This is a genomic window from Blastococcus sp. SYSU DS1021 (genome assembly GCF_054050995.1).
Map to the genome: position 1 here is coordinate 46,735 of NZ_JBJHAL010000009.1, position 23,553 is coordinate 70,287.

The following is a 23,553-nucleotide window of genomic DNA, read 5'->3' on the forward strand; positions in this document are numbered from 1 at the left end:
TCGACCCGACGATCCTGTGACGGCCCGGTCGGCTGCCACCGGTCGGCGCTCCCGCGCCGCCGCCGGTCGTCCCCAGCCGGAGGGCGTCGAGCGAGAGGTGCTGCTGCTCGCCGCAACCGCCCCCTCACGCCTACCGGGGCTTTCGTCCGGAAACCGTCATGAGGTCGACGGGCGGGACCGGGGGTAGGGGACGGCCGTGGAGCTCCTCCTCGCCTTCGCGCTGCTGCTGTTCGCCGCTGTGCTCTTCTCCGGGCTGGCGAACCGGACCGTGCTCTCCACCGCCGTCCTCCTCCTGCTCGCCGGGTTCGTCCTCGACGCCGGGGTGCCCGGGGCAGACGCGATGTTCCACCTCGTGGCGCTGGTCGTCCTCGCCTCGATCCTGGCGCACTCGTCGACCGACGTCCCCATCGCGCACGCCTTCGCCCGCGCCCAGGGGCGACCGGAGCCACCTCCCCCGCAGCCGGTCGTGGGGGAGGCGACGAGCCCGGTTGCCGGCCCCGGTGCGGGCGGAGCGGGGGCGGGGTGACCGCCACCCGCGACCACGAGCTGGCGAGGGGGGTCGGCCGGGCGTTCGGTGGGGCGCTGCTGTTCGCCCTGCCGTTGATGATGACGATGGAGCTGTGGCGGCTGGCACACACCGTCGAGCGGTACCGGCTGGCGCTGCTGGTGGCCGCGACCGTCGCCCTGGTGATCGCCCTCTCCCGGTACTTCGGCACCGGGCCCGGCGGCGTCGGCGTGGGGGGTTACCTGGCCGACGCCGGCGTCGCCCTCCTGGTCGCCGCGGGAGCGACGGCGCTGGTGCTCGGGGTGCTGGGCATCATCGACCCGATCCAGAACTGGGAGGACGCGTTCTCCGTGGTCGCGATCGAGGCCCTGCCGGCTGCCGTCGGCGCGTCGTACGCCCGGAGCCAGCTGGGGCTCGGCAGCCGGCGGCGGGAGCCGGGCCACTACGGGCACGAGGTCTTCCTCATGCTCGCCGGTGCGGTGGTCTTCGCCGCGAACATCGCGCCGACCGAGGAGGTCGTCCTCATGGCCGCGAGGACCAGCATCCTCGGCACCCTGGCCCTGGTCGTCCTGAGCCTGGCCGTGATGCACGGCTTCGTCTATGCCGTCGGCTTCAGCGGGCAGGAACGGTCCACCGGCGGGTTCGTTCGGTCGTTCCTCACCCTGACGGTGGTCGGGTACGCCGTGGCGCTGCTGGTCGCCGGCTACGTGCTCTGGACGTTCGGCCGGTTCGACGGCGCGGGGCCCGCCGTCGTCGTCGGCCAGTGCGTCGTGCTGGCCTTCCCGGCCAGCATCGGAGCCGCGGCAGCGCGGCTCATCCTGTGAGTGGGAGGGGATCGAATGGCGGAGTCCGGGGACCGGAGCGCCCGGCAGGAGCGGACGACGGCGGGGGAGTACGTCCTGGGTGCCCTGGGCGGTCTGCTGGTCGTGGCCCTGCTGGGGTTCCTGGCTCAGCAGGCGGTGACCGGACGGGGTGCGGACCCCGCCCTCTCGGTCACCGTGACGGCGGTCGAGCCACGGGGGGACGGCTACGCCGTCCACTTCCGGGTCGAGAACAGCGGTGGCCGGACCGCCGCGCAGGTGCAGGTGTCGGGTGCCCTCTCCCGGGACGGCCGGGAGGCGGAGCAGGCCTCCGCCGTCGTCGACTACGTGCCGCCGGACAGCCGGCGCGACGGCGCGCTGCTGTTCTCCGAGGACCCTCGCGACGGCCGGCTCGAGCTCCGGCCGTCGGGCTACGCCGCCCCCTGACGCTGCTGCACGACCGCCGGTCCGGGGTCGTCGCCGTGCCGGTCGGGCGGCACGACGACGACCCGATCCGACTGCGCCTCAGCGCTGGGCGAGATAGGCCGACGCGGTCTGCCGCAGCCGGTCGTGCACGCCGTCGGCGACGGTGACGCCGTCGCGGCCCAGGTACCGCTTGGCCAGCTTGGCGACCATCGTGTAGTTGGTGTCCACGACGTTGCCGGTCGGCGCGAGGCCGGCCTGGCTGACCAGCTGGTAGGCGTCGAGGGTGTCCCAGCCGGTCAGCTCGGCGGCCCAGGTCACCAGGTCGTGCTGGCTCACCCGGTAGGCGTCCTCCAGCGGGCGGGCGGAGCCGGTGGACATGAGGAAGTCGTCGGTCTCCAGCCGCGGCCACGGCGTGGCCGCGCCCTTGACCAGGTCGACGACGACGACGGTGCGCATCGCCGCCTCCACCGCGGTGCCGCAGACCTCGCCCTCGCCCTGGCGGCAGTGGCCGTCCCCGATCGCCAGCTGCGCGCCGGGCACGTTGACGCCGAAGTACGCCGTCGTCCCCGCGCGCAGCTCGGGGGTGTCCATGTTCCCGCCGTGCGCGCCCGGCGTGATGCTGGCGAACACCTCGCCGCCGGCCGGTGCGACGCCGGCCGTCCCGTGCATCGGATCGAGCGGCAGCTCCACCTCCGGGCCGCCGCGGCGCGGGCGGAACAGGCAGATGCCCCGCTCCCGGTCGACCTCGTAGACCCACACGACCTCCTCGAGGGGGTCGTGCAGCATCGCCGTGCTGTGCGTCGCGGTCAGCGCGCCGAAGTGCGGGAACGTCGTGGACACCGCCCGGTCCCGGGCCGGCGCGATCTCCACGAAGTGGACGGCGACGGTGTCACCGGGCTCGGCGCCCTCCACGTGGATCGGGCCGGTGACCGGGTTCAGCTGCGAGAAGTCGCAGACCCGGCTGGGCAGGTCGTCGGGGCCGGTCACCCGGCCGCCGAAGCAGTCCTCGGTGGTCAGCTCGACCACGGTGCCCGGCCGCACCCGCAGCAGGGGCTCGACGGGGCCGCCGAAGCTGTAGCGGTACTGGTCGGGGGTGGGGTCGAGTCGGACGACCTCGAGGCTCACGGGTTCCTCCTCCGTGGGAGTCCGGCCGGGGCCGGTGCAGCGGGACGGGGCAGCGGGTGGCGCGGGCACCGGGATCGCCGGCCCCGCCCGGGGGAATCATCCGGCCCGGTGCCCGGATCGGCGCGCCACCGTGCGAGGGTTGTGCCGGCGGGAGGCGGAGCACCTGAGGGAGGTCGCAGGCATGACCTGGCCCCGGCCGGTCCCCGTGATCGGCGATCGCACCCATGCCGCCGAGCGGGCCGCGGACCCGGCGGGCTGGGCCCTCGACCCCGGCACGGTCGAGGCGCTGCACACGGTCATCGGCGCGCGCCGCGACATCCGCCGCTACCGCCCCGACCCGGTGCCCCCGGAGCTGCTGCGATCGGTCCTGGAGGCCGGTCACCGGGCGCCGTCGGTGGGGCACTCGCAGCCCTGGCGCTTCGTCGTCGTCACCGAGCAGGCCACCCGCGACCGCGCGGCCGTGCTCGCCGACCGCGAGCGGCTGCGCCAGGCCGAGCTGCTCACCCCCGACCGCCGGGCCCGGCTGCTCGACCTGCAGCTGGAGGGCGTCCGCGAGGCGCCGCTGGGCGTCGTCGTCGCCTGCGACCGCCGCACCCACGCCACCGGCGTGCTGGGCCGCGCGACCTTCCCGGACGCCGACCTGTGGAGCTGTGCCTGCGCCATCCAGAACATGTGGCTGGCCGCCCGCGCCGCCGGCCTCGGCATGGGCTGGGTGACGCTCTTCCAGCCGGCCGACCTGGCCGAGCTGCTGCACCTGCCCGACGGCGTGCAGACCCTCGGCTGGCTGTGCCTGGGCTGGCCCGACGAGCGGCCGCCCGAGCCCGGCCTCGTGCGGCACGGCTGGTCCACCCGCGCCGCGCTGGACGACGTCGTCCTGCACGAGCGGTGGCCGGCCGACGACAGCCCGGCCGCTCCGGTCAGCCACCTCGCCGGGCCGCGGCCGGAGGCCGTGGTGGCCGCGCGCGACACCGGAGACGACCTGCTCGCCGTGCCCGGGTCGCTCGGGGTGCTCGACCGCGCGGCCGACCGCGTGCTGGCCCTGCCCGGACCCGTGCCCGCCGCCGGCACGCTCGTGGTCGTGGCCGGTGACCACCCCGTCGCCGGCGCGCACGCCGTCTCCGCCTACCCGCTCACCGTGACCGCCGACGTGCTGGCCGCGACCCGCAGCGGTGAGTCGCTCGGTGCGACGACCGCCCGGCAGGCGGGGTTGCGGGTCCGCGCCCACCACGCGGTCTCGCCGGAGGCCCAGGGCGACCTGCTGACCGCGGACGCCCTCACCCCGGCCGTCGCCGAGGCGCTGGTCGAGGAGGGGCGGGCGCTGGGGCACGAGCTCGCCGCCGACGGCCTGGTCTGCCTCGGTGAGGTCGGCATCGGCAACACCACGGTGGCGGCCGCGCTCGCCTGCGGCCTGCTCGGCCTGGACCCCGACGACGCCGTCGGCCTGGGGGCGGGCGCCGACGCGGCCATGCTCGACCGCAAGCGGGCCGTCGTCCGCGGCGCCCTGGACCGCGCGCGGACCGAGCACGGCCCGGCGCTCGACGAGCCGCTGACGGCCCTGGCGGCGCTCGGTGGGCCGGAGCTGGCCGTCCTCACCGGGATCACGCTCGGCGCGGCGGCGGCCGGGGTGCCGGTGGTCCTCGACGGGCTGGTCACCTCGGTCGCGGCCGTCGTCGCGGTGCGCCTGGAGCCGGCCGCGCAGCCGGCGCTGGTGGCCGGCCAGCGCAGCCGCGAGCGCGGGCACGCCGCGGTGCTCACCGAGCTGGGGCTCGAGCCGCTGCTCGACCTGCGCCTGCGCGCGGGGGAGGGCATCGGCGCCGTGCTCGCCGCGCAGCTGCTGCTCACCGCGCTGCGCGCCCGGCACACCGCCGGGCGGGTCCGGTGATCCCGCGGCGACCGCGCCGCGTGCTGGTGCTCGGCGGGGCGCGCTCGGGCAAGTCGCGGTACGCCGAGCAGCTGCTGACGCGCGCCAGGGGCGTCGAGTACGTGGCCTGCGGACTGCCGGCCGACGGCGGTGACCCCGAGTGGGCCGACCGCGTGGCCCTGCACCGCGACCGCCGCCCGGCGTCCTGGCGCACCGTCGAGACCGTCGACCTCGTCGGGGTGCTGGGGGAGCCGGGGCCGCCGTTGCTCGTGGACTGCCTCTCCACCTGGCTGGCCCGGGTCATGGACGACTGCGGCGTCTGGACCGCGGCCGAGGGCGCCGATGCGCGGCTGGCCACCGCGGTCGACGACGTCGTGGACGCCTGGTCCGGCACCCGCCGCCGGGTGGTCGCGGTGAGCAACGAGGTCGGGTCCGGAGTCGTCCCGGCCACCGCCTCGGGCCGCCGCTACCGCGACGAGCTCGGCATCCTCAACGCCCGCGTCGCCGCCGCCTCCCAGCGGGTCTGGCTGGTCACCGCCGGGCTCCCGCAGCGGCTGCGGTGAGCGCGGCACCGCGGTCGGTGGCGGGCAGCGGGGGGCTGCTCGCCGCGCTGGGCCTGTTCAGCGTGCTGCCCGTGCCGGAACGGGCGCGCACCCCGGGGGCGGGCGTGCTGCGCTGGCTGCCGGTGGTCGGCCTGGTGCTGGGCGGGCTCGCCTCCCTCCCCGGGCTGGCCGTCTGGCGCGGTGGCGCGGAGGGGTCGCCGCTGCTGGCCGCGGCGCTGGTCGTCGTGGCGCTCGCCCTGCTCACGCGGGGGCTGCACCTGGACGCGACCGCCGACCTCGCCGACGGCCTCGGCAGCGGGCGACCGGCCGAGCAGGCGCTGGCCATCATGCGGCGCCCGGAGGTGGGCGCCTTCGCCGTCGCGGCGATCGCCTGCACCGTGCTGGTGCAGGTCGCCGCGCTGGCGGCCGTCCTCGGCGGGGCCACACGGGGTGAGGGCGTGCTCGCCGTCGTCCTCGCGACGGTCACCGGCCGGGTGGCGGTGCTGCACGCGGCGGCGCGGCGACCGGCAGCGGGGTCCTCGCTGGGGGTGCTGGTGGCCGGTGCGGGTTCGGCTGCGGTGCGGGTGGTCGCGACCGCGGTGCTGGTCGTCGCGGTGGCCGCGGCGGTGCCGGCTGCCGGCGGATCCGCCGCGGAGACGGCGTGGTCGGTCGCCGCGGTCGCGGTGGCGCTCACCGCGACCGGTCTGCTGACCCGGCACGCGGACCGGCGGCTCGGCGGGGTCAACGGTGACGTGTTCGGCGCCCTGGTGGAGGTCGGCACGACGGTGGCGCTGGTCGTGCTGGCCGCCGGGGAGGCGTGGACCTGAGCCGCCGGGCAGGTCGTCCGAGGGCCGGCGGGCGCCTCAGGTGTGCGCGTCGGCGCGGGCCGACCGCGCCCAGCGCCGCGGGCTGACCCCGGTCCAGCGCCGGAAGGCGTGGACGAAGGCCGAGGCCTCCGAGTAGCCGATGCGCTCGGCGACCTGCTCGACGCTCAGCCCCACGGTGACGAGCAGCTCCTCGGCGAGGTGCCGCCGGGTCTGGTCCACGACGGCGCGGAAGCTCGTCCCCTCCTCCTCGAGGTGGCGGCGCAGCGTCCGCACGCTCATGTGCAGCTCGGCGGCGACGGCCTCCTGGCCGGGCATCTCCTGCGGGCGGCGGAGCAGCAGGTCGCGGACCTGGCCGCTCAGCCCGCGGCGGGAGACCCGTCGCTCGAGCAGCTCCCGGCACTGCGCCTCGCACAGGGCGGCGGTCAGGGGCGCCGCCTGCGGCAGCGGCTGGTCGAGCAGCGCGGCGTCGAAGACCAGGACCGAGCGGGCGGCGCCGAACCGCGGCGGCACCCCGAACGCGGCGTGGTACGGCGCCGGGTCGGCGGGCTGCGGCAGCCGCAGCTCCACGCGCAGGGGGACGACGGGGCGGCCCAGGGACTCGCGCCACAGCTGCAGCGCGGCCGACGCGTCGCGCAGCAGGACGAACCGGCGCACCGGCTCGGGCAGCTCGAGGTCGTCGAAGAAGAGGGCGAGCTCGCCGTGGTGCTCCTGGGCGCTGACCCGGGTGAGCGCGTAGGTCAGGTCGAGGAAGCGCATCGAGACCTCGTGCCCCTCGCGCAGCGTGCGGCTGGAGAGGAGGGCGAAGCCCCAGATGCCGTACGTGGCCAGGCGGTAGCGCACCCCGGCAGCCAGGCCGCCGTGCTCGGGCAGCTCGGCGGCCAGCGCGGCGACCAGCCGGACCTCCTGCTCGGCGGTGATCTCGGCAGCCGGGTCGTCCAGGGCCGCCGCCGGGATGCCGGCGGCCCCGAGGAGGCGGCCGCGCGGCAGCCCGTGCTCCTCGGCCAGCGCGCACAGCAGCGCCGCGCTGCCCGTGCCCCGGGCCGCGGCGTGGACGGGGTTGGCCGAATACATCAAGGTGCGGCCGATTGTGTCATGGCTCACAGCGGCTCCGCGTCGTTACGTTCGCGAGTGATACCGGTCACGCACGAAGGGGAGTACGGGCATGACGGCGATCGCGGAACAGCCGGTGACGACGGGGACGACCGAGCACGTGGACGTGCTGATCGTCGGCGCGGGGATCTCGGGGATCGGGGCGGCGCACCACCTCCGGGAGCGCTTCCCGGACCGGAGCTTCGTCATCCTGGACGCCCTCGACAGCCGGGGTGGCACGTGGTGGACGCACCGCTATCCCGGCGTCCGCTCCGACAGCGACCTCTTCACCTTCGGGTACCGGTTCAAGCCGTGGCGGGGTGCCTCGATCGCGACGTCGGAGGAGATCCTGTCCTACCTGGACGAGGTCATCGACGAGGACCGGCTGGGCGAGCGCATCCGGTACCGGCACCGGGTCACGACCGCGTCCTGGTCGTCCGCGGAGCGCCGGTGGACCGTCCAGGTCACGCGTGAGGACACCGGCGAGCAGCTCGCCCTCACGACCGACTTCCTGTGGATGTGCCAGGGCTACTACGACCACGACCGGCCCTACCGGCCGCAGTGGCCGGGCATGGACCGGTTCCGCGGGGCGGTCGTGCACCCGCAGCAGTGGCCGGCCGACCTGGACACCACCGGCAAGCGCGTCGTCGTCATCGGCTCCGGGGCCACCGCGGCCACGCTGGTGCCGGCGCTGGCCGACACCGCCGCGCACGTGACGATGCTCCAGCGCTCCCCGACGTTCTTCTTCGCCCGGCCCAAGACCCACGAGCTGGCCGAGACCCTGCGCGCTCTGGACGTGCCGGACGAGTGGACGCACGAGATCCTCCGGCGGGCCTACATCGCGGAGGGCGACGAGATCACCCGGCTCTCCTTCGAGGCGCCGGACGAGCTGCGGGAGCTGCTCATCGAGTCGATGCGCCCGCAGCTGCCCGAGGGGTTCGACATCGACAAGCACTTCAACCCGAGCTACCGGCCCTGGCAGCAGCGGCTGGCGCTGCTCCCCGACGGCGACATGTTCACCGCCATCCGGGAAGGGCGCGCCTCGGTCGTCACCGACACGATCGAGACGTTCACCGAGACGGGGATCCGGACGTCGTCGGGGGAGGAGCTCGAGGCGGACGTCGTCGTCACCGCGACCGGCTTCGACCTGAGCCTCTTCGGCGGCATCGCGTTCACCGTCGACGGCGAGCCGGTCGACTTCACCCAGCGGGTCACCTGGCGCGGCACGATGATCAGCGGTGTGCCGAACATGGCCTACGTGTTCGGCTACTTCCGCGCCAGCTGGACGCTGCGCGCGGACCTGGTCAGCGAGCTCGTCTGCCGGCTGCTCGCCCACATGCAGGAGCGCGGGGCCACCGTGGTCGTCCCGACCCTGCGCCCCGAGGACGCCGACATGCCGCTGCGTCCGTGGGCCGACCCCGAGAACTTCAACTCCGGCTACGTCATGCGCTCGGCGGGCCGCATGTTCAAGCAGGGCGACCGCGAGCCCTGGACCCACCTGCTGGAGTACGCGGAGGAACGGACGGCGCTGCCCGCCGTCGACCTCGACGACTCGTCCCTCGTCTACCGCTGACCGCCCGCACCGTCCCCCCCATCCACCCAGAACAGGAGTCGCCCGTGCCCGTCGACCCGAACATCGCCGCGATGCTGACCATGATGGAGCAGGCCGGCATGCCGCCCATGTACGAAGGCACCCCCGAGGCCGGGCGGGCGCTGTACCTGGCGCTCACCCACGGCGCCCGCACCCCGGAGCAGCTGGTGCCCGTGGGGAGCACCGAGGACCGCACCGTCCCCGGCGCCGAGGGCGACCTGGGGGCCCGCGTCTACCGCCCGGAGGGCGAGGGGCCCTTCCCGACGGTGATCTTCTTCCACGGCGGCGGGTGGGTGATCGGAGACCTCGACACCCACGACAACATGGCCCGCAACGTGTGCCGGGGGAGCGGCGCCGTGGTGGTCGCCGTCGACTACCGGCTGGCCCCGGAGCACCCGTTCCCGGCCGCGGCGGACGACGCGGTGGCCGCCGCGCGCTGGATCGCGGCGCACCTCGACGAGTTCGGTGGCGACCAGCGGCTGGGCGTCGCCGGGGACAGCGCCGGTGGCAACCTCGCCGCCGTCGTGGCGCAGGTGCTGCACGCCGACGGCACGCCGCTGGCGGCGCAGTTCCTGATCTACCCGGCGGTGGACGCCGAGGGCGAGTACCCGTCCCGCATCGAGAACGCCAAGGGGTACTTCCTCGAGAAGGACACCATGGACTGGTTCTACGGCCACTACGCCGGCGCGTGGGACGACGCGCAGGATCCGCGGCTGTCGCCGCTGCACGGCGCCGAGCTCTCGGGCCTGCCCCCGGCGGTGGTCGTCACGGCGGAGTACGACCCGCTGCGGGACGAGGGCGAGGCCTACGGCGAGGCGTTGCGCGCCGCGGGCGTTCCCGCCGACGTGCGGCGCTACGACGGCATGATCCACGGCTTCTTCGACATGGGCACGATCTCGCCGGCCGCGCAGACGGCGATCGACGAGACCAGCGCCCGCTTCGGGGAGCTCCTGCGCAGCTGAGCCGGCCGGCCGCGCGCGGGGCCAGTGCCCCTGGCCCCGCCCGCGCCCCGTCGCTCACCCGGTGGGGAAGAAGGCGCGCAGTCCGAGACGGGTGGGTCGCCGGAACGGCCGCCAGGCGCCGCGGGGCTGGGCCAGCCGGTCGGCGACCACCCACAGCACGGCCGGGTCCAGCCCCATGCCCAGGTGGCTGGCGTGCACGGCGACGTTCTCGCTGATCGGCCCCTCCTGCTGCAGGCAGGTGCGCCAGTCGACGACGCCGTCCCAGCGCGAGTAAACCGAGGTGCTCGGCACCGGCAGCGCCGGGGCGGGACGCACGTCCCGCACCGCACGCAGGCGCCGGTACTCCTGGTACATGCCGGCGCCCACGGCGGCGCGGCGCGGCCGGGACGGCACGCCGGCGACCGGGGAGCCGAGCGAAACCACCTGCCGCACCAGCTGCGGGGATCGCTCGGCCAACCGACGGGCGAAGATGCCACCGAGGCTCTGGCCGACGATGCTCACCGGGCCGCCGTGCTCGTCGGCGAGCCGCTGCACCAGCGCCCGGACGCCGTCCACCACCTCCGGCCGGGGCCCGTGGTTGCGGCCGAGGTCCCAGCCGACCACGGGGTGACCCAGCCGGCCGATCCAGCGGCGCAGCGTCCGGGTGGAGGCGTCGGAGGCCAGCCAGCCCGGCAGGACGACGACCGGGTGCGGCTCGCCGCGCGGGGCGAACCGGAGCAGCGGGGACCCGGCCGCGAGCGCGCCGGCGCTGACCAGTGCGCGGGCCGGCTCGGTGAGGGCCAGCAGGTCGTCGGTGCGGGTGCCCCGAGGGCGCCCGGACGGGGTGCTCACCGGAGGTGCATGCCCGGCCGGAGGCGGGATCAGTCGCTCGGCGGCAGCACGCGCGGGACGAACACCTCGTCGATCGGCCGGGGGCCGACGTACTGGCGGCAGGTGCACGGCACCCAGCTGTGACCGGACCAGCGACCGCGCTTGTCGTAGGTGTCGCGCCGCAGCTCGGCGTAGCAGGTGTTGCTCTCGGTGTCGTGCTGGCTCAGCGTGTGCCCGCAGCCGCAGAGCGGGGTCATCGGTGCGGGCGGGGCGCTCCGCCGCCCCCGGCCCAGTCGCCCGGCGACGAAGCCGGCGCCGAGCAGCGCCGCGCCCACCAGCAGGCTGATCGGATCCATCTACGTGCACCTCCTGCGCGAGACATCGACGGTAACGCGCGAACGCCGTCCCCCGGCGGGGTGACCGCCGGTGACGGCGGCACCGGCGGGTCGGTCGCGCAGCGTGGTGGCGACGGCGGTCGGCGGGGAGCCGCTTTCGCCCGATCGTGGTGATTGACCGGCCGTGACGTGGGGCACTGGTTGCAGGTGAGCACGTACGCCGTGGGTTTCGCCCGTCCCGACCGCTGGTCCGGCGGGCCGCGCACCGAACCGAGCTACCCGTGGCACGCCGTGGAGGCCCACCGCCCGCCGGCCGAGCTCGACGGCGAGGTGGAGCTGGCCGTCTGCGGGGCCATCGTCCAGGTCTGGGGCACGCAGAAGTGGCAGCGCGTCGGCGTGGGCCGCACCGGCTGCCCGGAGTGCGCGCGCCTCACCGCCGTCGACAGCCGGCTGACCACCGCCCGCTGACCCCGGGGCCCCCTGGTCGGCCGGCCGGAGCCGGCCGACCGGCTCAGCGCTGCTCGGGCTTCCGGCCGCTGATCGCCGACAGCCCGGTGATCGCCCGGCCGACGATCAGCGCCTGCACCGAGTCGGTGCCCTCGAAGGTGAAGATCGCCTCCATGTCGGCGTGGTGACGGGCGACGTGGTGGTCGAGCAGGATCCCGTCACCGCCGAGGATGTCCCGCGCGTCGGCGACGATCGCCCGGGCCTTGGCCGCGTGGTTCATCTTCGCCAGCGACGCCATGGCGGCCGTCATCCGGCCGGCGTCGGCGAGCTTCGACAGCCGCCAGCACATCAGCTGCATCGACGTGATCTCGGCCAGCATGCGGGCGAGCTTGTCCTGCACCAGCTGGAAGCCGGCGATGGGCTGCCCGAACTGCTCGCGCTGCAGGGCGTGGGCGAGGGCCAGCTCGTAGGACGCCGTCGCCAGGCCGAGCGCCCGCCAGGCGACCGTGTAGCGGGTCCGGTCGAGCATCGAGGAGACGTCCTTGAACGAGTGGCAGTTGGCCAGCTTGTTCTCGACCGGAACCCGGACGTCGGTGAGGGTGATCTCGGCCTGCCACACCGCGCGCAGCGCTGTCTTGCCGGTCATCACCGTCGCCTCGTAGCCCGGCGTGCCCTTCTCGACGACGTAACCGCCGACCTTCCCGTCCTCGCCGCGTGCCCAGATGATCACGTAGTCGGCGATCGTGCCGTTGCCGATCCACTTCTTCTGCCCGTTGAGCACGAAGGCGTCACCGTCACGGCGGGCCGAGGTCTCCAGGCCCACGGCGTCGGAGCCGTGCTTGGGCTCGGTCAGGCCGAACGCCCCGATCTTCTCGAGGCGCACCATCTCGGGCAGCCAGCGCTCGCGCTGCTCCTCGTCGCCGAGGACGGCGATCGACTGCATCGCCAGGAAGCTGTGCACGCCGTTGAAGGTGCCGATGCTGCCGTCGGCGCGCGCCAGCTCCGCGGCGACCAGGCCCGCGGCGACGTTGCTCATGCCGGGGCAGCCGTAGCCCTCGATGGTGCCGCCGACGACGCCGAGCCCGGCGAGCTTCTGCGCCATCTCGAAGGGGAACTCCGCGCGTTCCCAGTAGTCGTTGATGTGCGGGGTGACCTCTGCGTCGCAGAAGGCCCGGACCCGGTCGCGGATCTCGATCTCCTCCGGCTCGAGGAGGTCATCGATGGCGTAGAAGTCAGGGCTGTCGACGGTCACGGTCCCGAACGTACGACGAACAGGTACATGCCGCCCGTCGTCCGGTGCGTCGCCGGGGCGGCGCGGCTGCTGATCGCGCTGGTCGCGGCGCGTGGTCGGTGCGGCACTGCCCGGGGCGCGCCGCGGTAGCTTGCGTCGTCCCGGTCCCTGCCCCTGGAGCTCCGTTGCCGTTCCTCCTCCACCGCTTCACGCGGTTCGTCCGGCTGCGCCTGACCGGCTGGCGGCTGCCGCTGGCGGTCGCGGTGTTCGTCTTCCTCTCCAGCTGGCTGGCGATGGCGCTGGTCGAGCCCGTGGGCAGCGACATCACCGCGCCGGGCACCTACTGGTGGTACTTCCTCGTCACCGCCGCGACCGTGGGCTACGGCGACGTCTTCCCCAGCTCCGTCGTCGGCCGGGTCATCGGCGCCTACGTGATCGTGGGCGGCATCGTCACCCTGACCCTGTTGTTCACCCGGCTGTCCGAGGCCCTGCAGTCGTTGCGGGGCCGCCGTCTGAGAGGTGTGGTTCCCCTGGACCTGTCCGACCACGTGGTGCTGCTGGGCTACTGGCCCGGGCGCACCGAGCGGATCGTCGCCGAGCTGACCGCCGAGGGGCGGACCCAGGTCGCGCTGTGCGCCTGGGAGGACGTCATGGAGAACCCCATGCCCGACCAGCCGGCGGTGCACTTCGTCCGCGGCGACCTCACCCACGAGGACGTCATGCAGCGGGCGTGCGTGCCGCGGGCCCGGACGGTGGTCGTCGACGTGCGGGATGACAACGAGACGCTCGCCGTCGTGGTGGCCGCCGAGCACGCCCACCCCGGGGTCCACCTCGTCGCGGCGCTGCGCGACCTCGAGCGGCGAGACACGCTGCGCTACGTCAGCGCCGGCGTGCAGGGCGTCCAGTGGCACATGCCGTCCCTGCTCACCGAGGAGGCCAACGACCCTGGCATCACCCAGGTCTACAGCGAGCTGATGACCCACGGCGGGCGCAACACCTACTCGCTGACCGTTCCGCCGGGCTTCCCGCACGCGACGTTCGGCGGGTGCCAGCGGCACTTCGGCGAGGCCTTCGGCGCGACCGTGCTGGCGGTGCGCGGCCACGGCGGGCTCGCGGTGAGCCCGCCGTGGGACACCCCGCTCGAGGTGGGGACGACGCTGTACTACGTCGCGGCCGGCCGCATCCCGGCCCGGCAGCTGACCGCCGTCCGGCGCACCTAGGAGGGGTGGCCCTCGACGTCGCCCTCGTCGCCCTGCGGGGCCTCGCGGGGCGCGCTCTGCTCCTCCAGGGATGCCGCCATCTCGGGCGACTCCTGCTCCAGGGCGATGTCGCGGGGCTGCGGCGTCTCGTGCTCCGTCGTCATGCCCCCACCCTGCCGCAGTGCGGCGCCCGCCGCCCCCCGGTCGTCACTCGTCTCCGGGGGCCAGCCACCCCGGGCGGTAGAGCACGGTCCCCGACAGCCCGGGCACGTCCAGCACCACCGTGCCGGTGAGCTCCTGGGTCGGTCCGAGCGGAGCCGCCGGGAAGGGCGCCGCGCCGGTGTCGCACACCCCGGCCGGGGAGCCGCCGGCGACGACCGTGCCGTCGTCCCCGACCAGGCGGAAGTCCCCGGCCGCCACGCTGCGCTCGCTCCCCAACGCGGAGAGGTCGGCGCCGGTGGTCACCGTGATCCGGACCGCGACCAGCGACCCGTTGCTGGGGACGACGGCGGCGTCGGCGCAGCTCACGCCGGGCAGCACCTCCTCCACCGTGACGGTGAGGACCAGGTCGCTCGTCGCGGGATCCCGCACCTCCAGCGGCGCACCGGGCACGAGGACCACGGCCGGCTCGGGGGTCTCGGTGGGTGGTGGCTCGGGGGTCTCGGTGGGCTGCGGTTCCGTGGGTGGTGGCTCGGGCGTCTCGGTCGGTGGTGGCTCGGTGGACGGCGGTGAGGGGGGCTCGGTGGGCGGCTCGCCGGGTGGCGGCACCGCCGGCGATGCCGGGGTGGTCAGGGGTGCCGGGGCGGGCAGCGGTGGCGAGGACGCCGGGTCCGGGGACGCGGACGGAGCTGACGTGGGGCCGGGGGAGGGTGTGGCCTCGACGGCGGCGGGGACCGGGTCGCCGGCGGGTTCCTCGTCGAGCGGCTCGCCCGGGTCGTCGTGGGATCGCTCCGGCGTCTGGGTCGGCGACGGCGACGGAGACGGCGGCGCGGGCCGCCCTCCCGCGTCCCCGGGGGCCGGCGGTACGGGGCGGGGAACGCCGGCGGTGGGAGCACCGGGCAGGAACCAGTCCTCGTCGCCGGGTGGGAGAGCGCCGATGGTCGGGATCACCAGCGGCCCCATGCCGCTGCCTCCCTCAGGGGGGAGCAGCCAGATCCGCGTCTCCGCCCGGTCGTCCGCCGCCACCTGCAGGCCGGCGGACCCGGCCGCGGGCAGGCCGGCCCCGCTCAGCGCGACCAGCGCGGCGGACCCGAGCCCGCCCGTCACCACGCCCAGGGCACGCAACCGGCGGAGGGCCGCCGCCTCCGCGGCGCGGCGGGTCGATGGCGAGGTCGGAGCCGTCGCCCGCCTCGGCACGAAGCGCCCGCGTGCCGGCGCCGCGTGCCGGACGGCCGAGGGATCCCGGGGAACCGGCGACGGCCGCTGCACCCCGGGGGCGCCCGAGGTGGGTGCCGCGGCATCCACCCCCGGGACCGGGACATCCCCGGCGGGGGGCTGGGGCGGGGTGGTCATCGTCATCACCGCCAGGATCGACGAGCCGGGGGAACGGCCGAGAAGGAGCAGCTGGACGCTAGCCGTCCGGTGGGCGATCCGGGAGGGCTTCCGAAACGGCACCGCCCTCGTTTCTCGGAGGCGTCACCGACCCCGCAGTTCCCGGCGCAGGATCTTGCCGGTCACCGTCTTGGGCAGCTCGTCGACCAGCTCCACGCTGCGCGGGTACTTGTAGGCGGCCATGCGCTCCTTGCAGTGCGCGATCAGCTCCTCCGACGTCGTGCTCGCCCCCGGCTTGAGGCTGACGAACGCCTTCACGGTCTCGCCGCGCTTCTCGTCGGGCACGCCGACCACCGCCGACTCGCGGACGGCGGGGTGCTCGGCCAGCACGTCCTCGACCTCCCGCGGCCACACCTTGTAGCCCGAGGCGTTGATCATGTCCTTCTTGCGGTCGACGATGAACACCCAGCCCTCGTCGTTCATGAAGCCGACGTCGCCGCTCTTGAGCGCACCGCCGGGCAGGCCGGCCGCCGTCTCCTCCGGCTTGCCCCAGTAGCCGGCCACGACCTGCGGCCCCTCGGCGACGATCTCGCCGATCTCGCCCAGAGGCAGGTCGCGGCCGTCGTCGTCCTGGATGCGCACCACCGTGTTCGGAGCGGGGACACCGACCGACAGCGCACCCGAGACCGGGTCCACCGGCGACGGCGACCCGAACGGCGTCACCGTCATCGGCGAGGTCGTCTCGGTCAGGCCGTAGGCGTTGTGCACCTGCTTACCGGTGGCGGCCAGGAAGTTCTGCTCGGCGGTCGGCGAGATGGCCGCACCGCCGGAGTAGATCGAGGTGAACGAGTCGAAGTGGTCACGCGTGAACCCCGGGGCGTTGAGCAGTGCGCTGAACGCGGTGATCGCCCCGATGGTGAACGCCGGGCGGTGCTCGGCGAAGGCGTCGAGCACGACCTGGGGCTCGAACCGGTAGGCCAGCACCAGCGGCGCCGGCACCAGCAGGCTGACCGCGATGTGCCCGATCAGCCCGGTGATGTGGAACAGCGGGGCGACGCCGAAGATCGCGCCGTCCCGGCCGGCGTGCACCCAGTCGCGGTAGACCTGTGCCGTGAAGACCACGTTCCGGTGGGTGTTCATCGCGCCCTTGGGCACGCCGGTGGTCCCCGAGGTGTAGGTCAGGAACGCCACGTCGTCGGAGCGCAGGCCGACCGGCGGTGGCACCCGGCCGCGGTGGACGGCGACGAACTCGGCGAAGTCCGTCGTCCCCTCGTGCCGCTGCCGGCTGATGCCGGCGAAGAGCCGCTCGTCGTCCCGCGTCTGGAACTCCAGTTCGCTCGTGGTGAGGACGAGGCGGACGTCGGTGTCCGGCACGACCTCGCGCGCGACCTCGTCGTAGAGCGTCTCCAGGGCCAGCAGCACCGTGGCCCCGGAGTCCGCGAGCAGGTAGGAGAGCTCGCGGGCCCGGCTCATCGGGTTGATCGACACCATGATCCCGCCGGCCTTCCAGGCGGCGACCATGGCGATCACGAACTGCGGCACGTTCTGCAGGTAGACCGCCAGCCGGTCGCCCGGCCCGAACCCGCGCTCGAGCAGGCCGACGGCGAGCGCGTCGCTGAGCTCGTCGAGCTCCCGGCGGGTGATCGTCCCGTCGAAGTACCGCAGCGCGACGCCCAGCGGGTCCCGCTCGACCCCGGCCCGGAACATGTCCAGGGCGGTGTCGTACTCGATCGGGTAGTCGGCCGGCTGGTCGCCGTAGAGCGCCAGCCAGGGCCGGTCGTCGTAGCCGGTCACGACCGCGGCCTCACTTGATGACGACGGGGTTGACGGGGGTGCCGGCCGCCTTCGCGACCTTCAGCGGGGCGGCGACGTACAGGAACGCGTACTGCCCGTCCTCGGCGCAGTCGGCGGCCAGCTTCTCGAGGTCGGCGATCTCGGTGAGGGTGACCCCGAGGTTGCGCATCAGCGCGTTGTGCAGCACCAGGGCGACGCCGTTGTTGGGGTCGAAGGTGACCTCGTTGGCGATCGTGTCGGTGACCAGGTTGGGGATCTCCATGTCCTGGAACCACCGCACCAGCTCGGGGGAGTAGACCAGCCCCGGCTCGTTGAAGCCCTCGTAGAAGGCCTCGCCCTGCTCGTGGAAGAGCTGCAGGAAGTTGGTGCGGATGACGAGGATGTCGCGCTTCTGGATGGGCGTGCCCTGCGCCTCGGCGCAGGCGACGAGGTCCTCGTGGGTGAAGGTCTCGCCCTTGTCGAGGGTGGGCTTGCCGCGGAAGCGCGCCATGTCCAGGAGCACGGCACGGCCGACGACGCCGCGCTCGGCGATCGGCGCGACGCTGGCCTTCTCCAGCCCGCCGACCGTGGTCCGGGCGTCGTAGCCGTTGTAGATCTTCCCGTCGTACCAGAGGTGGCCGAGGGCGTCGTACTGGGTGGAGCCCTGGAGGTAGGCGTCGATCTTGTCGTCGGCGTAGTGCAGGCCGCCGGGGTACTGGGCGCCCTTGCCCCCCTCGTCCCAGTCGCTCTCGTCCAGCACCTGGGTGCGCACGGCGGGGGTGCGGCCGGGCCACACCGGGTCGCCCTTGGGGTCACCGATGAGGCGCTGCAGCGTGAAGACCTTGCCCGAGCGGACCAGCTTGACCGCGGCGAGCACCTGCTCGGGACCGAGGTAGTTCAGCGCGCCGACCTCGTCGTCGGGCCCCCACTTGCCCCAGTTGGTGGGCGCGTCCTTGAGGAGCTCACCGAGGTAGGGCGCGGTCGCGGGGGTGTCGGTCACAGAGGCCTCCGGGCTGGTCGAGGGGCCCGTCCGTCGACGGGCGGGGCGGTGACCTGGACTATTCGCCGCTGTGGTGCCGACCACAACCGGCGTGCAACATTCGGTGCAACCGACGCCGACCGAGCCGCAGGGAGCCCCCTTGACCACCAGCACCGTGCCCGGCAACCCCGAGTCCGTCTTCACCTACGGGGCCCCGCAGCTGAAGTTCGGCAACGGCGCCTCCGACGAGATCGGCTTCGACCTCAGCCGGTACGGCGTGCGGCGGGTCCTCGTCGTGACCGACCCGGGGGTCGCGGCCACCGGGCACCCGCAGCGGGTGGCCGACCAGATGGCGCAGTTCGGCATCGAGGCGCGGGTGTTCGACGGCGTCCACGTCGAGCCGACCGACCAGAGCCTGGTCGCTGCCATCGACGAGGCCCGGTCGTCGGGTCCCTGGGACGCGTTCGTCGCCGTCGGTGGCGGGTCGAGCATCGACACGGCCAAGGCGATCAACCTGCTCACCACCAACCCCGGTGAGCTGATGGACTACGTCAACGTCCCGGTCGGCAAGGGGCAGGCGCCGTCGGAGCCGCTCAAGCCGCTGGTCGCCGTCCCGACGACGACGGGCACCGGGTCGGAGAGCACGACGATCTGCGTGATGGATGTGATCTCGGCCCGGGTGAAGACCGGCATCAGCCACGCCCGGCTGCGCCCCACCCTGGCCGTCATCGACCCCGACCTCACCCGCAGCCAGCCCTCCGGCGTGACCGCGGCGTCGGGCATGGACATCCTCTGCCACGCGCTGGAGAGCTACACCGCCCGCTGGTACACCACCTACGAGCACAAGTCCCCCGAGGAGCGGGTGCCCTACTGCGGCTCCAACCCGATCTCGGACATGTGGTCGGAGAAGGCGCTCACCCTGCTCGCCGGGTCCTTCCGCACCGCCGTCCGCAACGGGGACGACGTCCAGGCGCGGTCGGACATGGCGATCGCGGCCACCTTCGCCGGCATGGGCTTCGGCAACGCCGGCGTGCACATCCCGCACGCCAATGCCTATCCCATCGCCGGGCAGGTGAAGGACTTCCACCCCAAGGACTACCCGGGCGACGAGGCGATGGTCCCGCACGGGATGTCGGTCGCCCTCACCGCGCCGGAGGCCTTCCGGTTCACCTTCGAGGCGTCCCCGGAGCGGCACGTCCGGGCGGCCGAGCTGCTGGCGCCGGGTGCCGACCGCCCCGCGGACCTGGCGGAGTTCCTGCCCACCGTGCTCGCCGACCTGATGCGCGACATCGACATCCCCAACGGGGTGGGTGCCGTCGGCTTCGGCGAGTCGGACATCCCCGACCTCGTCGACGGCGCGATGAAGCAGCAGCGGCTGCTGGCCACCTGCCCGCGCGCCGTCACCGAGGACGACCTCGCCGGCATCTTCCGGCGGTCGCTCTCGCTGTGGTGAGGCCCCTCAGCGAGGGGGGACGACGGTCTTGGTGACCTGACCGGTCGCCACGAGGACGCCGTCCACGGTGGCCTCCGCCCGCATGAACGCGACCGCCCGGCCGCGGCGCAGCACGGTCGCCGTCACCTCCACGGTGGAGTCGGCGGCCACCGGTCGCAGCAGCGAGGCGGAGACGTCGTGGGTGACCGCGTGCTCGCCGTCGCCGAGGGAGGGCAGCAACGCCAGGAACGAGGCGACGTCGAGGAGGGCGTAGACGACGCCGCCGTGCAGCAGCCCCGCCGGGTTCTGCGCGGCGGGGCCCACCGGGAAGCGGATGCCGGCCGCCGGGTTCCCGGCGTCGCGCAGCTCCACCCCGAGGAACCGGTGGAGCGGGATGTCCAGGACGGCCTGCACGTGGGCGTCGGTAACGGGTTCGCCGGTCACCCGGTCAGCATCCATCAACAGCCCCGGTGGCTTCCCACAGGCCCGACCGGAGCCCGTCGCGGGGTGCGCCCGCGCTCCTAGCCTCCGCCTCGACGTCTCCGCCTCGATCGCGGGACCAGGGGAGGAGCGGCGGTGATCCGGTACGGGGACCCCGAGGCGCTCGACGCGCTGGCGGCCGAGCTCGTGCGGCGTGCGCGGGAGGTGCGGGAAGCGGGGGAGGAGCACCGGCGCGACGGCCGGCGGGCCCAGTGGGTGTCCGACGCCGCCACGGCGTACCGGCGCCAGCAGGCGCGGGACTGCGCGGACGTCGACGCCGCGGCCGAGGCGATCGAACGGGCCGCGGAGCTGCTGCGCCGGCACGCCGACGAGGTGCGCGCCCGGCTCGCCGCGATCGCCCGGGCGGAGCGGGCGGTCCGGTCGTGGCTGGCCGAGCGGGCCGCCCGCGGGGAGAACGCGCTCGAGCAGGTGGGTGAGGTTCTGGGCGAACTCCCCGAGGCGGGTGCCGACGCCTGGCGCGCGGTGCCGGCCCGGCTGAGCGGCGCGGGCCTGTGGTGACCGCCCCCGAGCTCTCGGTCAGCGGCGGGGCCGGCGGCGTCGAGGCGGAGCTCGCCGACCTCGTCACCCTGGGCCGGAGCAGCGCGGGCCTGGCCGAACTGCTCGCCCGCACCAGCGCGGCGTGCCACCTGGTGCTCGCCGACCCCGACCTGCTGGCCTCCGCGCTCCTGGACCCTGCGGGCGGGGCGCGGGTGGGTGCCGCCCTGCTGGAGGCGCTGGACGGTCCGCGCGCACTGACCGCGCTCGCGGTGCGGTTCGCGGCGCGGGCCGTCGCGCTGGAGGACGCGGCCGCGGCCTACGAGGCGGCCGACCGCGCGCTCGCCGAGCTGGCCGACGACCTGGAGTGGGCGGCCGGCTGCCTCTGGCCGGTCACGGCGGCGGCCCTCGTCCTGGGCACTGCCGGGCGGGCCGTCAGCGACCCGACCGGCGCGGCCGCCGACGTCACCGCGCTGCTCGCCGACCCCGAGCGCTGGCTGACCGACCGCCCGGGGCTGGTCGACGACGCGATGGGCGCGCTGCCCGGTGCGGCCACCATGGCCGGCGGTCTCGCGGTCGGCCCCACCGGCCGCTGGCTCGGCGGTGAGGACGTCGGCGCCGCGGCCCGCCGGCTCGGACGGCTCTGGCCCGACGGAGCCCCGGTGGTCACGCGGCTGCCCGACGACGTCAGCGGTCCCGCGACCGCGCCACCCCGCGGGATCGACGACCTGCTGGGCGCGCTCGAGGTCCGGGCACGGAAGTCCGGCCCGGCGCGCGACACGATCGCCGTCCGGGTGCTCACCCGCGCCGACGGTGGCACCGCCTACGTCGTCGACATCCCCGGCACCGGCGTCTGGAACGCGCCGTCGGGCACGGTCCACCCGCGGACCCACGACCTCGGGACCAGCCTCCGGGTGCTCGGCGGTGACACGACGACGCGCCAGGCGGGGATCGCCGAGGCGCTCCACCGGGCCGGTGCGGAGCCGTCGGACCCCGTGCTGCTGGTCGGGCACAGCCAGGGCGGGATGGTGGCCGCGCAGGCGGCCGCGGACGCCGGCGGCCCGGGCTTCGGGTTCGACGTGCGCGCCGTGGTCACCGTCGGGGCACCCGTCGCCCGCGTCGACGTCCCGCCGGAGGTGCAGCTCCTCGCGCTGGAGAACCGCCACGACCTCGTCCCGCAGCTGGACAGCCGCGCCAACGACGACAGCCCGAACGTCACCACCGTGACCTTCGCGGCGCAGCACGGCAGCGTCGCGGACAACCACGCCATCGGGGCGGCGTACCGGCCCGCCGCCCGGGCGGTCGATGCCGGGGAGGACCCGTCGCTGGCCGCGTTCCGCGCCGCCGCCGCGCCCTTCCTGGTGCCGCCCGGCGAGCCGGCGACGGTCGTCGCGCACGTCTACGAGATCGGCCGGAGGTGACGTGGCCGCGCTGGCTAGTCTGCCGTGGTGCAGGGGGCGGCGGTGGTGCTGCCCGAGTTCTCCCTCATCGTCCTGGGGCTGCTGCTGCGGCGCTGGGCCTGGCGGTCCCCGGAATTCTGGGCCGAACTCGAGCGCCTCGTGTACTTCGTGCTGTTCCCGGCCCTGCTGCTGCGCACCACGCTCGCCGCCGACGTCGCCGCGGCCGGTACGGGGGTGGCCCTGCTGGCGGCGGTGGGGGCGATCGCGGCGGGCGCGCTGCTCGGCGCGCTCGTGCGGTGGTTCCCGGGCATCGACCGGGTGACCGCGGCCTCGGGGTGGCAGACGGCGTTCCGCTTCAACTCCTTCCTGGCGCTGGCCCTCGTCGACGACCGCGGGCCGGCCGCGCTCGCGCTGATGGGCGTCCTGCTGGGCGTCACCGTGCCCGCGGTCAACGTCCTCGCGGTGCTGGCGCTCGCGGGAGGCACCACTGCGGCGAGCGGACGCGGCGCCGTTCTCGGCGTGCTCGGGGCCGTCGTCCGCAACCCGCTGATCGTGGCGACCGTCGCCGGGCTCGCCGGCAACGCCGCCGGCGTGGTGCTGCCGGAACCGGTCGACGCCACGCTCGGCCGGATCGCCGCCGCGGCCGTGCCCATGGGGCTGCTGACGGTGGGTGCGGCGCTGCGGATCGGCGAGCTGGCCCGCCGGGAGTGGGCGCTCTCCGGCTACCTGACGGCGGTCAAGCTGCTCGCGGTGCCCGCGGCGGCGCTGGCCCTCGTGGCGCTCCTGGGCATCGAGGGCGACCAGCGCGCCGTCGTCCTCGCGTTCGCCGTCGTGCCGCCTGCCACGGCGTCCTACGTGCTGACGGCCCGCATGGGCGGCAACGGCGGGTTCGTCTCCGCGCACATCTCCCTGGCGACGACGGCCGCGCTCGGGACCGTGCCGCTGTGGTTGCTGGTCGCGGGCTGAGGAGGAGGCGTGCGGTCCGCTAGCGTCCTGAGGCATGTCGCGGCGGCGCACGATCGCGATCACCGGCGGGATCGTCGGGCTCGCCCTGGTCCTGTCGGTCCTGATCCCGGGCAGCCCGACGCGGGTCGTCGCCCGGGGCGCCGTGCACGCGGAGTGCGTCACGTGGGTGGGCGACGAGGGGAGCCGGTCGCTGGCGGTGTACGGGGACTCGATCAGCCGCGCGGACAGCGAGCCCCGGTTCGGCTTCCACGGCGGCCGCTCCTGGTACTCCCACCTCGTCTGCTCCGACGAGTTCACCGACGGCGCGAACGCGGCCGTGGCCGGGGAGACGGCGGCGGAGGTGCTGGGGCGTCTGGAGGCCGACGCGCCGCGGGTCGATGTCCTGGTCATCCAGGCCGGCACGAACGACCTCCGCCTCGGGGTGCCGACGAGGGAGACGGTGGCGAACCTGCGCCGGGCGGTCCGGCTGGGGCAGGAGGCCGCGGGCACGGTGCTGCTGGCGACGGTGCAGCCGTGGACGGACACGGACGCCACGGCCCTGAACGCCGCGGTCCGCCGGCTGGCGGACAGGACGGGCGTCGAGCTGGTGGACTTCGCCGGCGTGCTGGGTGACCGCGACCTGACCCGGGACGGGGTCCATCCGACGGAGGCGGGCGCCCGCGCCCTGGCCGACCTGGTGGCGGAGGCCGTGACCTAGACGCCGACCGCAGGGGCCGCGCGCTGCCCGCAGTCCGGAGAGCTCCGGACTGCGGGCAGCGACCCCATGACGGTCGGGCCTGCTCGCCGG

General features: G+C 75.1%; 25 protein-coding genes. 15 read left to right on the top strand and 10 right to left on the bottom strand.

Annotated elements, in window-relative coordinates; genetic code table 11:
• The first annotated feature begins 196 nt into the window (after positions 1 to 196).
• Genes ACI8AP_RS08745 through ACI8AP_RS08755 form a run of 3 tightly spaced genes read left to right on the top strand, consistent with a single transcriptional unit; the run spans position 197 to position 1,752 of the window.
• On the top strand, positions 197 to 526 hold the full coding sequence (locus ACI8AP_RS08745) for a hypothetical protein (protein WP_456588951.1): 330 nt from the start codon (positions 197 to 199) through the stop codon (positions 524 to 526).
• Entirely contained in the window at positions 523 to 1,329 is an 807-nt protein-coding gene (locus ACI8AP_RS08750) for a TIGR02587 family membrane protein (protein ID WP_456588952.1), read from the top strand. Before ACI8AP_RS08745 ends, ACI8AP_RS08750 begins: the two co-directional genes overlap by 4 nt.
• A 15-nt stretch (positions 1,330 to 1,344) precedes the next feature.
• Positions 1,345 to 1,752: a TIGR02588 family protein gene (locus tag ACI8AP_RS08755; RefSeq protein ID WP_456588953.1), complete on the top strand. Its 408-nt coding sequence runs from the start codon at positions 1,345 to 1,347 to the stop codon at positions 1,750 to 1,752.
• A 78-nt stretch (positions 1,753 to 1,830) separates the two neighbouring features.
• Here the strand turns inward: ACI8AP_RS08755 and ACI8AP_RS08760 are convergent, their stop codons facing one another.
• Positions 1,831 to 2,856 (bottom strand): acetamidase/formamidase family protein, encoded by a 1,026-nt coding sequence (locus ACI8AP_RS08760; protein WP_456588954.1) that lies wholly within the window; start codon positions 2,854 to 2,856, stop codon positions 1,831 to 1,833.
• Positions 2,857 to 3,037: 181 nt separating this feature from the next.
• Here ACI8AP_RS08760 and bluB point away from each other — a divergent pair, with 181 nt between their 5' ends.
• Genes bluB through ACI8AP_RS08775 form a run of 3 tightly spaced genes read left to right on the top strand, consistent with a single transcriptional unit; the run spans position 3,038 to position 6,086 of the window.
• Entirely contained in the window at positions 3,038 to 4,738 is a 1,701-nt protein-coding gene (bluB, locus tag ACI8AP_RS08765) for a 5,6-dimethylbenzimidazole synthase (protein ID WP_456588955.1), read from the top strand.
• Positions 4,735 to 5,280 carry a bifunctional adenosylcobinamide kinase/adenosylcobinamide-phosphate guanylyltransferase gene (locus tag ACI8AP_RS08770; protein ID WP_456588956.1) on the top strand — a complete coding sequence of 182 codons (546 nt, stop codon included), beginning with the start codon at positions 4,735 to 4,737 and terminating at the stop codon, positions 5,278 to 5,280. Before bluB ends, ACI8AP_RS08770 begins: the two co-directional genes overlap by 4 nt.
• A complete protein-coding gene (locus ACI8AP_RS08775) occupies positions 5,277 to 6,086 on the top strand; it encodes an adenosylcobinamide-GDP ribazoletransferase (protein ID WP_456588957.1) in 810 nt (269 codons plus the stop codon). Before ACI8AP_RS08770 ends, ACI8AP_RS08775 begins: the two co-directional genes overlap by 4 nt.
• A 36-nt stretch (positions 6,087 to 6,122) precedes the next feature.
• Here ACI8AP_RS08775 and ACI8AP_RS08780 read toward each other — a convergent pair whose 3' ends face one another.
• Positions 6,123 to 7,187 carry an AraC family transcriptional regulator gene (locus ACI8AP_RS08780; protein WP_456588958.1) on the bottom strand — a complete coding sequence of 355 codons (1,065 nt, stop codon included), beginning with the start codon at positions 7,185 to 7,187 and terminating at the stop codon, positions 6,123 to 6,125.
• Between the two features lie 61 nt (positions 7,188 to 7,248).
• On the opposite strand from ACI8AP_RS08780, the gene ACI8AP_RS08785 reads away from it, so the two are divergent.
• Entirely contained in the window at positions 7,249 to 8,748 is a 1,500-nt protein-coding gene (locus tag ACI8AP_RS08785; protein WP_456588959.1) for a flavin-containing monooxygenase, read from the top strand.
• 44 nt (positions 8,749 to 8,792) lie between these two features.
• Positions 8,793 to 9,728: an alpha/beta hydrolase gene (locus tag ACI8AP_RS08790; RefSeq protein ID WP_456588960.1), complete on the top strand. Its 936-nt coding sequence runs from the start codon at positions 8,793 to 8,795 to the stop codon at positions 9,726 to 9,728.
• 54 nt (positions 9,729 to 9,782) lie between these two features.
• Here ACI8AP_RS08790 and ACI8AP_RS08795 read toward each other — a convergent pair whose 3' ends face one another.
• Complete coding sequence (locus tag ACI8AP_RS08795) at positions 9,783 to 10,559, bottom strand: esterase/lipase family protein (protein WP_456588961.1); 777 nt, start codon at positions 10,557 to 10,559, stop codon at positions 9,783 to 9,785.
• Between the two features lie 29 nt (positions 10,560 to 10,588).
• On the bottom strand, positions 10,589 to 10,894 hold the full coding sequence (locus ACI8AP_RS08800; protein ID WP_456588962.1) for a hypothetical protein: 306 nt from the start codon (positions 10,892 to 10,894) through the stop codon (positions 10,589 to 10,591).
• 186 nt (positions 10,895 to 11,080) lie between these two features.
• Between ACI8AP_RS08800 and ACI8AP_RS08805 the strand changes: the two genes are divergently transcribed.
• Positions 11,081 to 11,341, top strand: coding sequence for a hypothetical protein (locus tag ACI8AP_RS08805; protein ID WP_456588963.1), 261 nt, complete (start codon positions 11,081 to 11,083; stop codon positions 11,339 to 11,341).
• A gap of 43 nt (positions 11,342 to 11,384) precedes the next feature.
• On the opposite strand, the gene ACI8AP_RS08810 is transcribed toward ACI8AP_RS08805, so the two are convergent.
• Complete coding sequence (locus ACI8AP_RS08810; protein ID WP_456588964.1) at positions 11,385 to 12,572, bottom strand: acyl-CoA dehydrogenase family protein; 1,188 nt, start codon at positions 12,570 to 12,572, stop codon at positions 11,385 to 11,387.
• Between the two features lie 164 nt (positions 12,573 to 12,736).
• Between ACI8AP_RS08810 and ACI8AP_RS08815 the strand changes: the two genes are divergently transcribed.
• Positions 12,737 to 13,771, top strand: coding sequence for an NAD-binding protein (locus ACI8AP_RS08815; protein WP_456588965.1), 1,035 nt, complete (start codon positions 12,737 to 12,739; stop codon positions 13,769 to 13,771).
• On the opposite strand, the gene ACI8AP_RS08820 is transcribed toward ACI8AP_RS08815, so the two are convergent.
• From ACI8AP_RS08820 to ACI8AP_RS08835, 4 genes are all read right to left on the bottom strand, one after another.
• The gene (locus tag ACI8AP_RS08820; protein WP_456588966.1) at positions 13,768 to 13,914 is read right to left on the bottom strand and encodes a hypothetical protein; all 147 of its coding nucleotides are present in this window, start codon (positions 13,912 to 13,914) and stop codon (positions 13,768 to 13,770) included. The genes ACI8AP_RS08815 and ACI8AP_RS08820 overlap by 4 nt on opposite strands.
• A 43-nt stretch (positions 13,915 to 13,957) precedes the next feature.
• A complete protein-coding gene (locus ACI8AP_RS08825) occupies positions 13,958 to 15,016 on the bottom strand; it encodes a hypothetical protein (protein ID WP_456588967.1) in 1,059 nt (352 codons plus the stop codon).
• Between the two features lie 369 nt (positions 15,017 to 15,385).
• Entirely contained in the window at positions 15,386 to 17,035 is a 1,650-nt protein-coding gene (locus ACI8AP_RS08830; protein WP_456588968.1) for an AMP-binding protein, read from the bottom strand.
• A 10-nt stretch (positions 17,036 to 17,045) separates the two neighbouring features.
• On the bottom strand, positions 17,046 to 18,014 hold the full coding sequence (locus ACI8AP_RS08835) for a cyclase family protein (RefSeq protein ID WP_456588969.1): 969 nt from the start codon (positions 18,012 to 18,014) through the stop codon (positions 17,046 to 17,048).
• A gap of 139 nt (positions 18,015 to 18,153) precedes the next feature.
• On the opposite strand from ACI8AP_RS08835, the gene ACI8AP_RS08840 reads away from it, so the two are divergent.
• Positions 18,154 to 19,446, top strand: a complete 1,293-nt coding sequence (locus ACI8AP_RS08840) for a hydroxyacid-oxoacid transhydrogenase (RefSeq protein WP_456588970.1) — start codon at positions 18,154 to 18,156, stop codon at positions 19,444 to 19,446.
• 6 nt (positions 19,447 to 19,452) lie between these two features.
• Here ACI8AP_RS08840 and ACI8AP_RS08845 read toward each other — a convergent pair whose 3' ends face one another.
• Complete coding sequence (locus tag ACI8AP_RS08845) at positions 19,453 to 19,869, bottom strand: PaaI family thioesterase (protein WP_456588971.1); 417 nt, start codon at positions 19,867 to 19,869, stop codon at positions 19,453 to 19,455.
• 132 nt (positions 19,870 to 20,001) lie between these two features.
• Here ACI8AP_RS08845 and ACI8AP_RS08850 point away from each other — a divergent pair, with 132 nt between their 5' ends.
• From ACI8AP_RS08850 to ACI8AP_RS08865, 4 genes are read left to right on the top strand one after another with little or no spacing between them, the layout of a single operon-like run.
• Positions 20,002 to 20,424 (top strand): hypothetical protein, encoded by a 423-nt coding sequence (locus ACI8AP_RS08850; protein WP_456588972.1) that lies wholly within the window; start codon positions 20,002 to 20,004, stop codon positions 20,422 to 20,424.
• Positions 20,421 to 21,821, top strand: coding sequence for an alpha/beta fold hydrolase (locus tag ACI8AP_RS08855; protein WP_456588973.1), 1,401 nt, complete (start codon positions 20,421 to 20,423; stop codon positions 21,819 to 21,821). Before ACI8AP_RS08850 ends, ACI8AP_RS08855 begins: the two co-directional genes overlap by 4 nt.
• Before the next feature lie 27 nt (positions 21,822 to 21,848).
• On the top strand, positions 21,849 to 22,766 hold the full coding sequence (locus ACI8AP_RS08860; protein ID WP_456588974.1) for an AEC family transporter: 918 nt from the start codon (positions 21,849 to 21,851) through the stop codon (positions 22,764 to 22,766).
• Positions 22,767 to 22,800: 34 nt separating this feature from the next.
• Positions 22,801 to 23,463 carry an SGNH/GDSL hydrolase family protein gene (locus ACI8AP_RS08865; RefSeq protein ID WP_456588975.1) on the top strand — a complete coding sequence of 221 codons (663 nt, stop codon included), beginning with the start codon at positions 22,801 to 22,803 and terminating at the stop codon, positions 23,461 to 23,463.
• Positions 23,464 to 23,553: the final 90 nt, after the last annotated feature.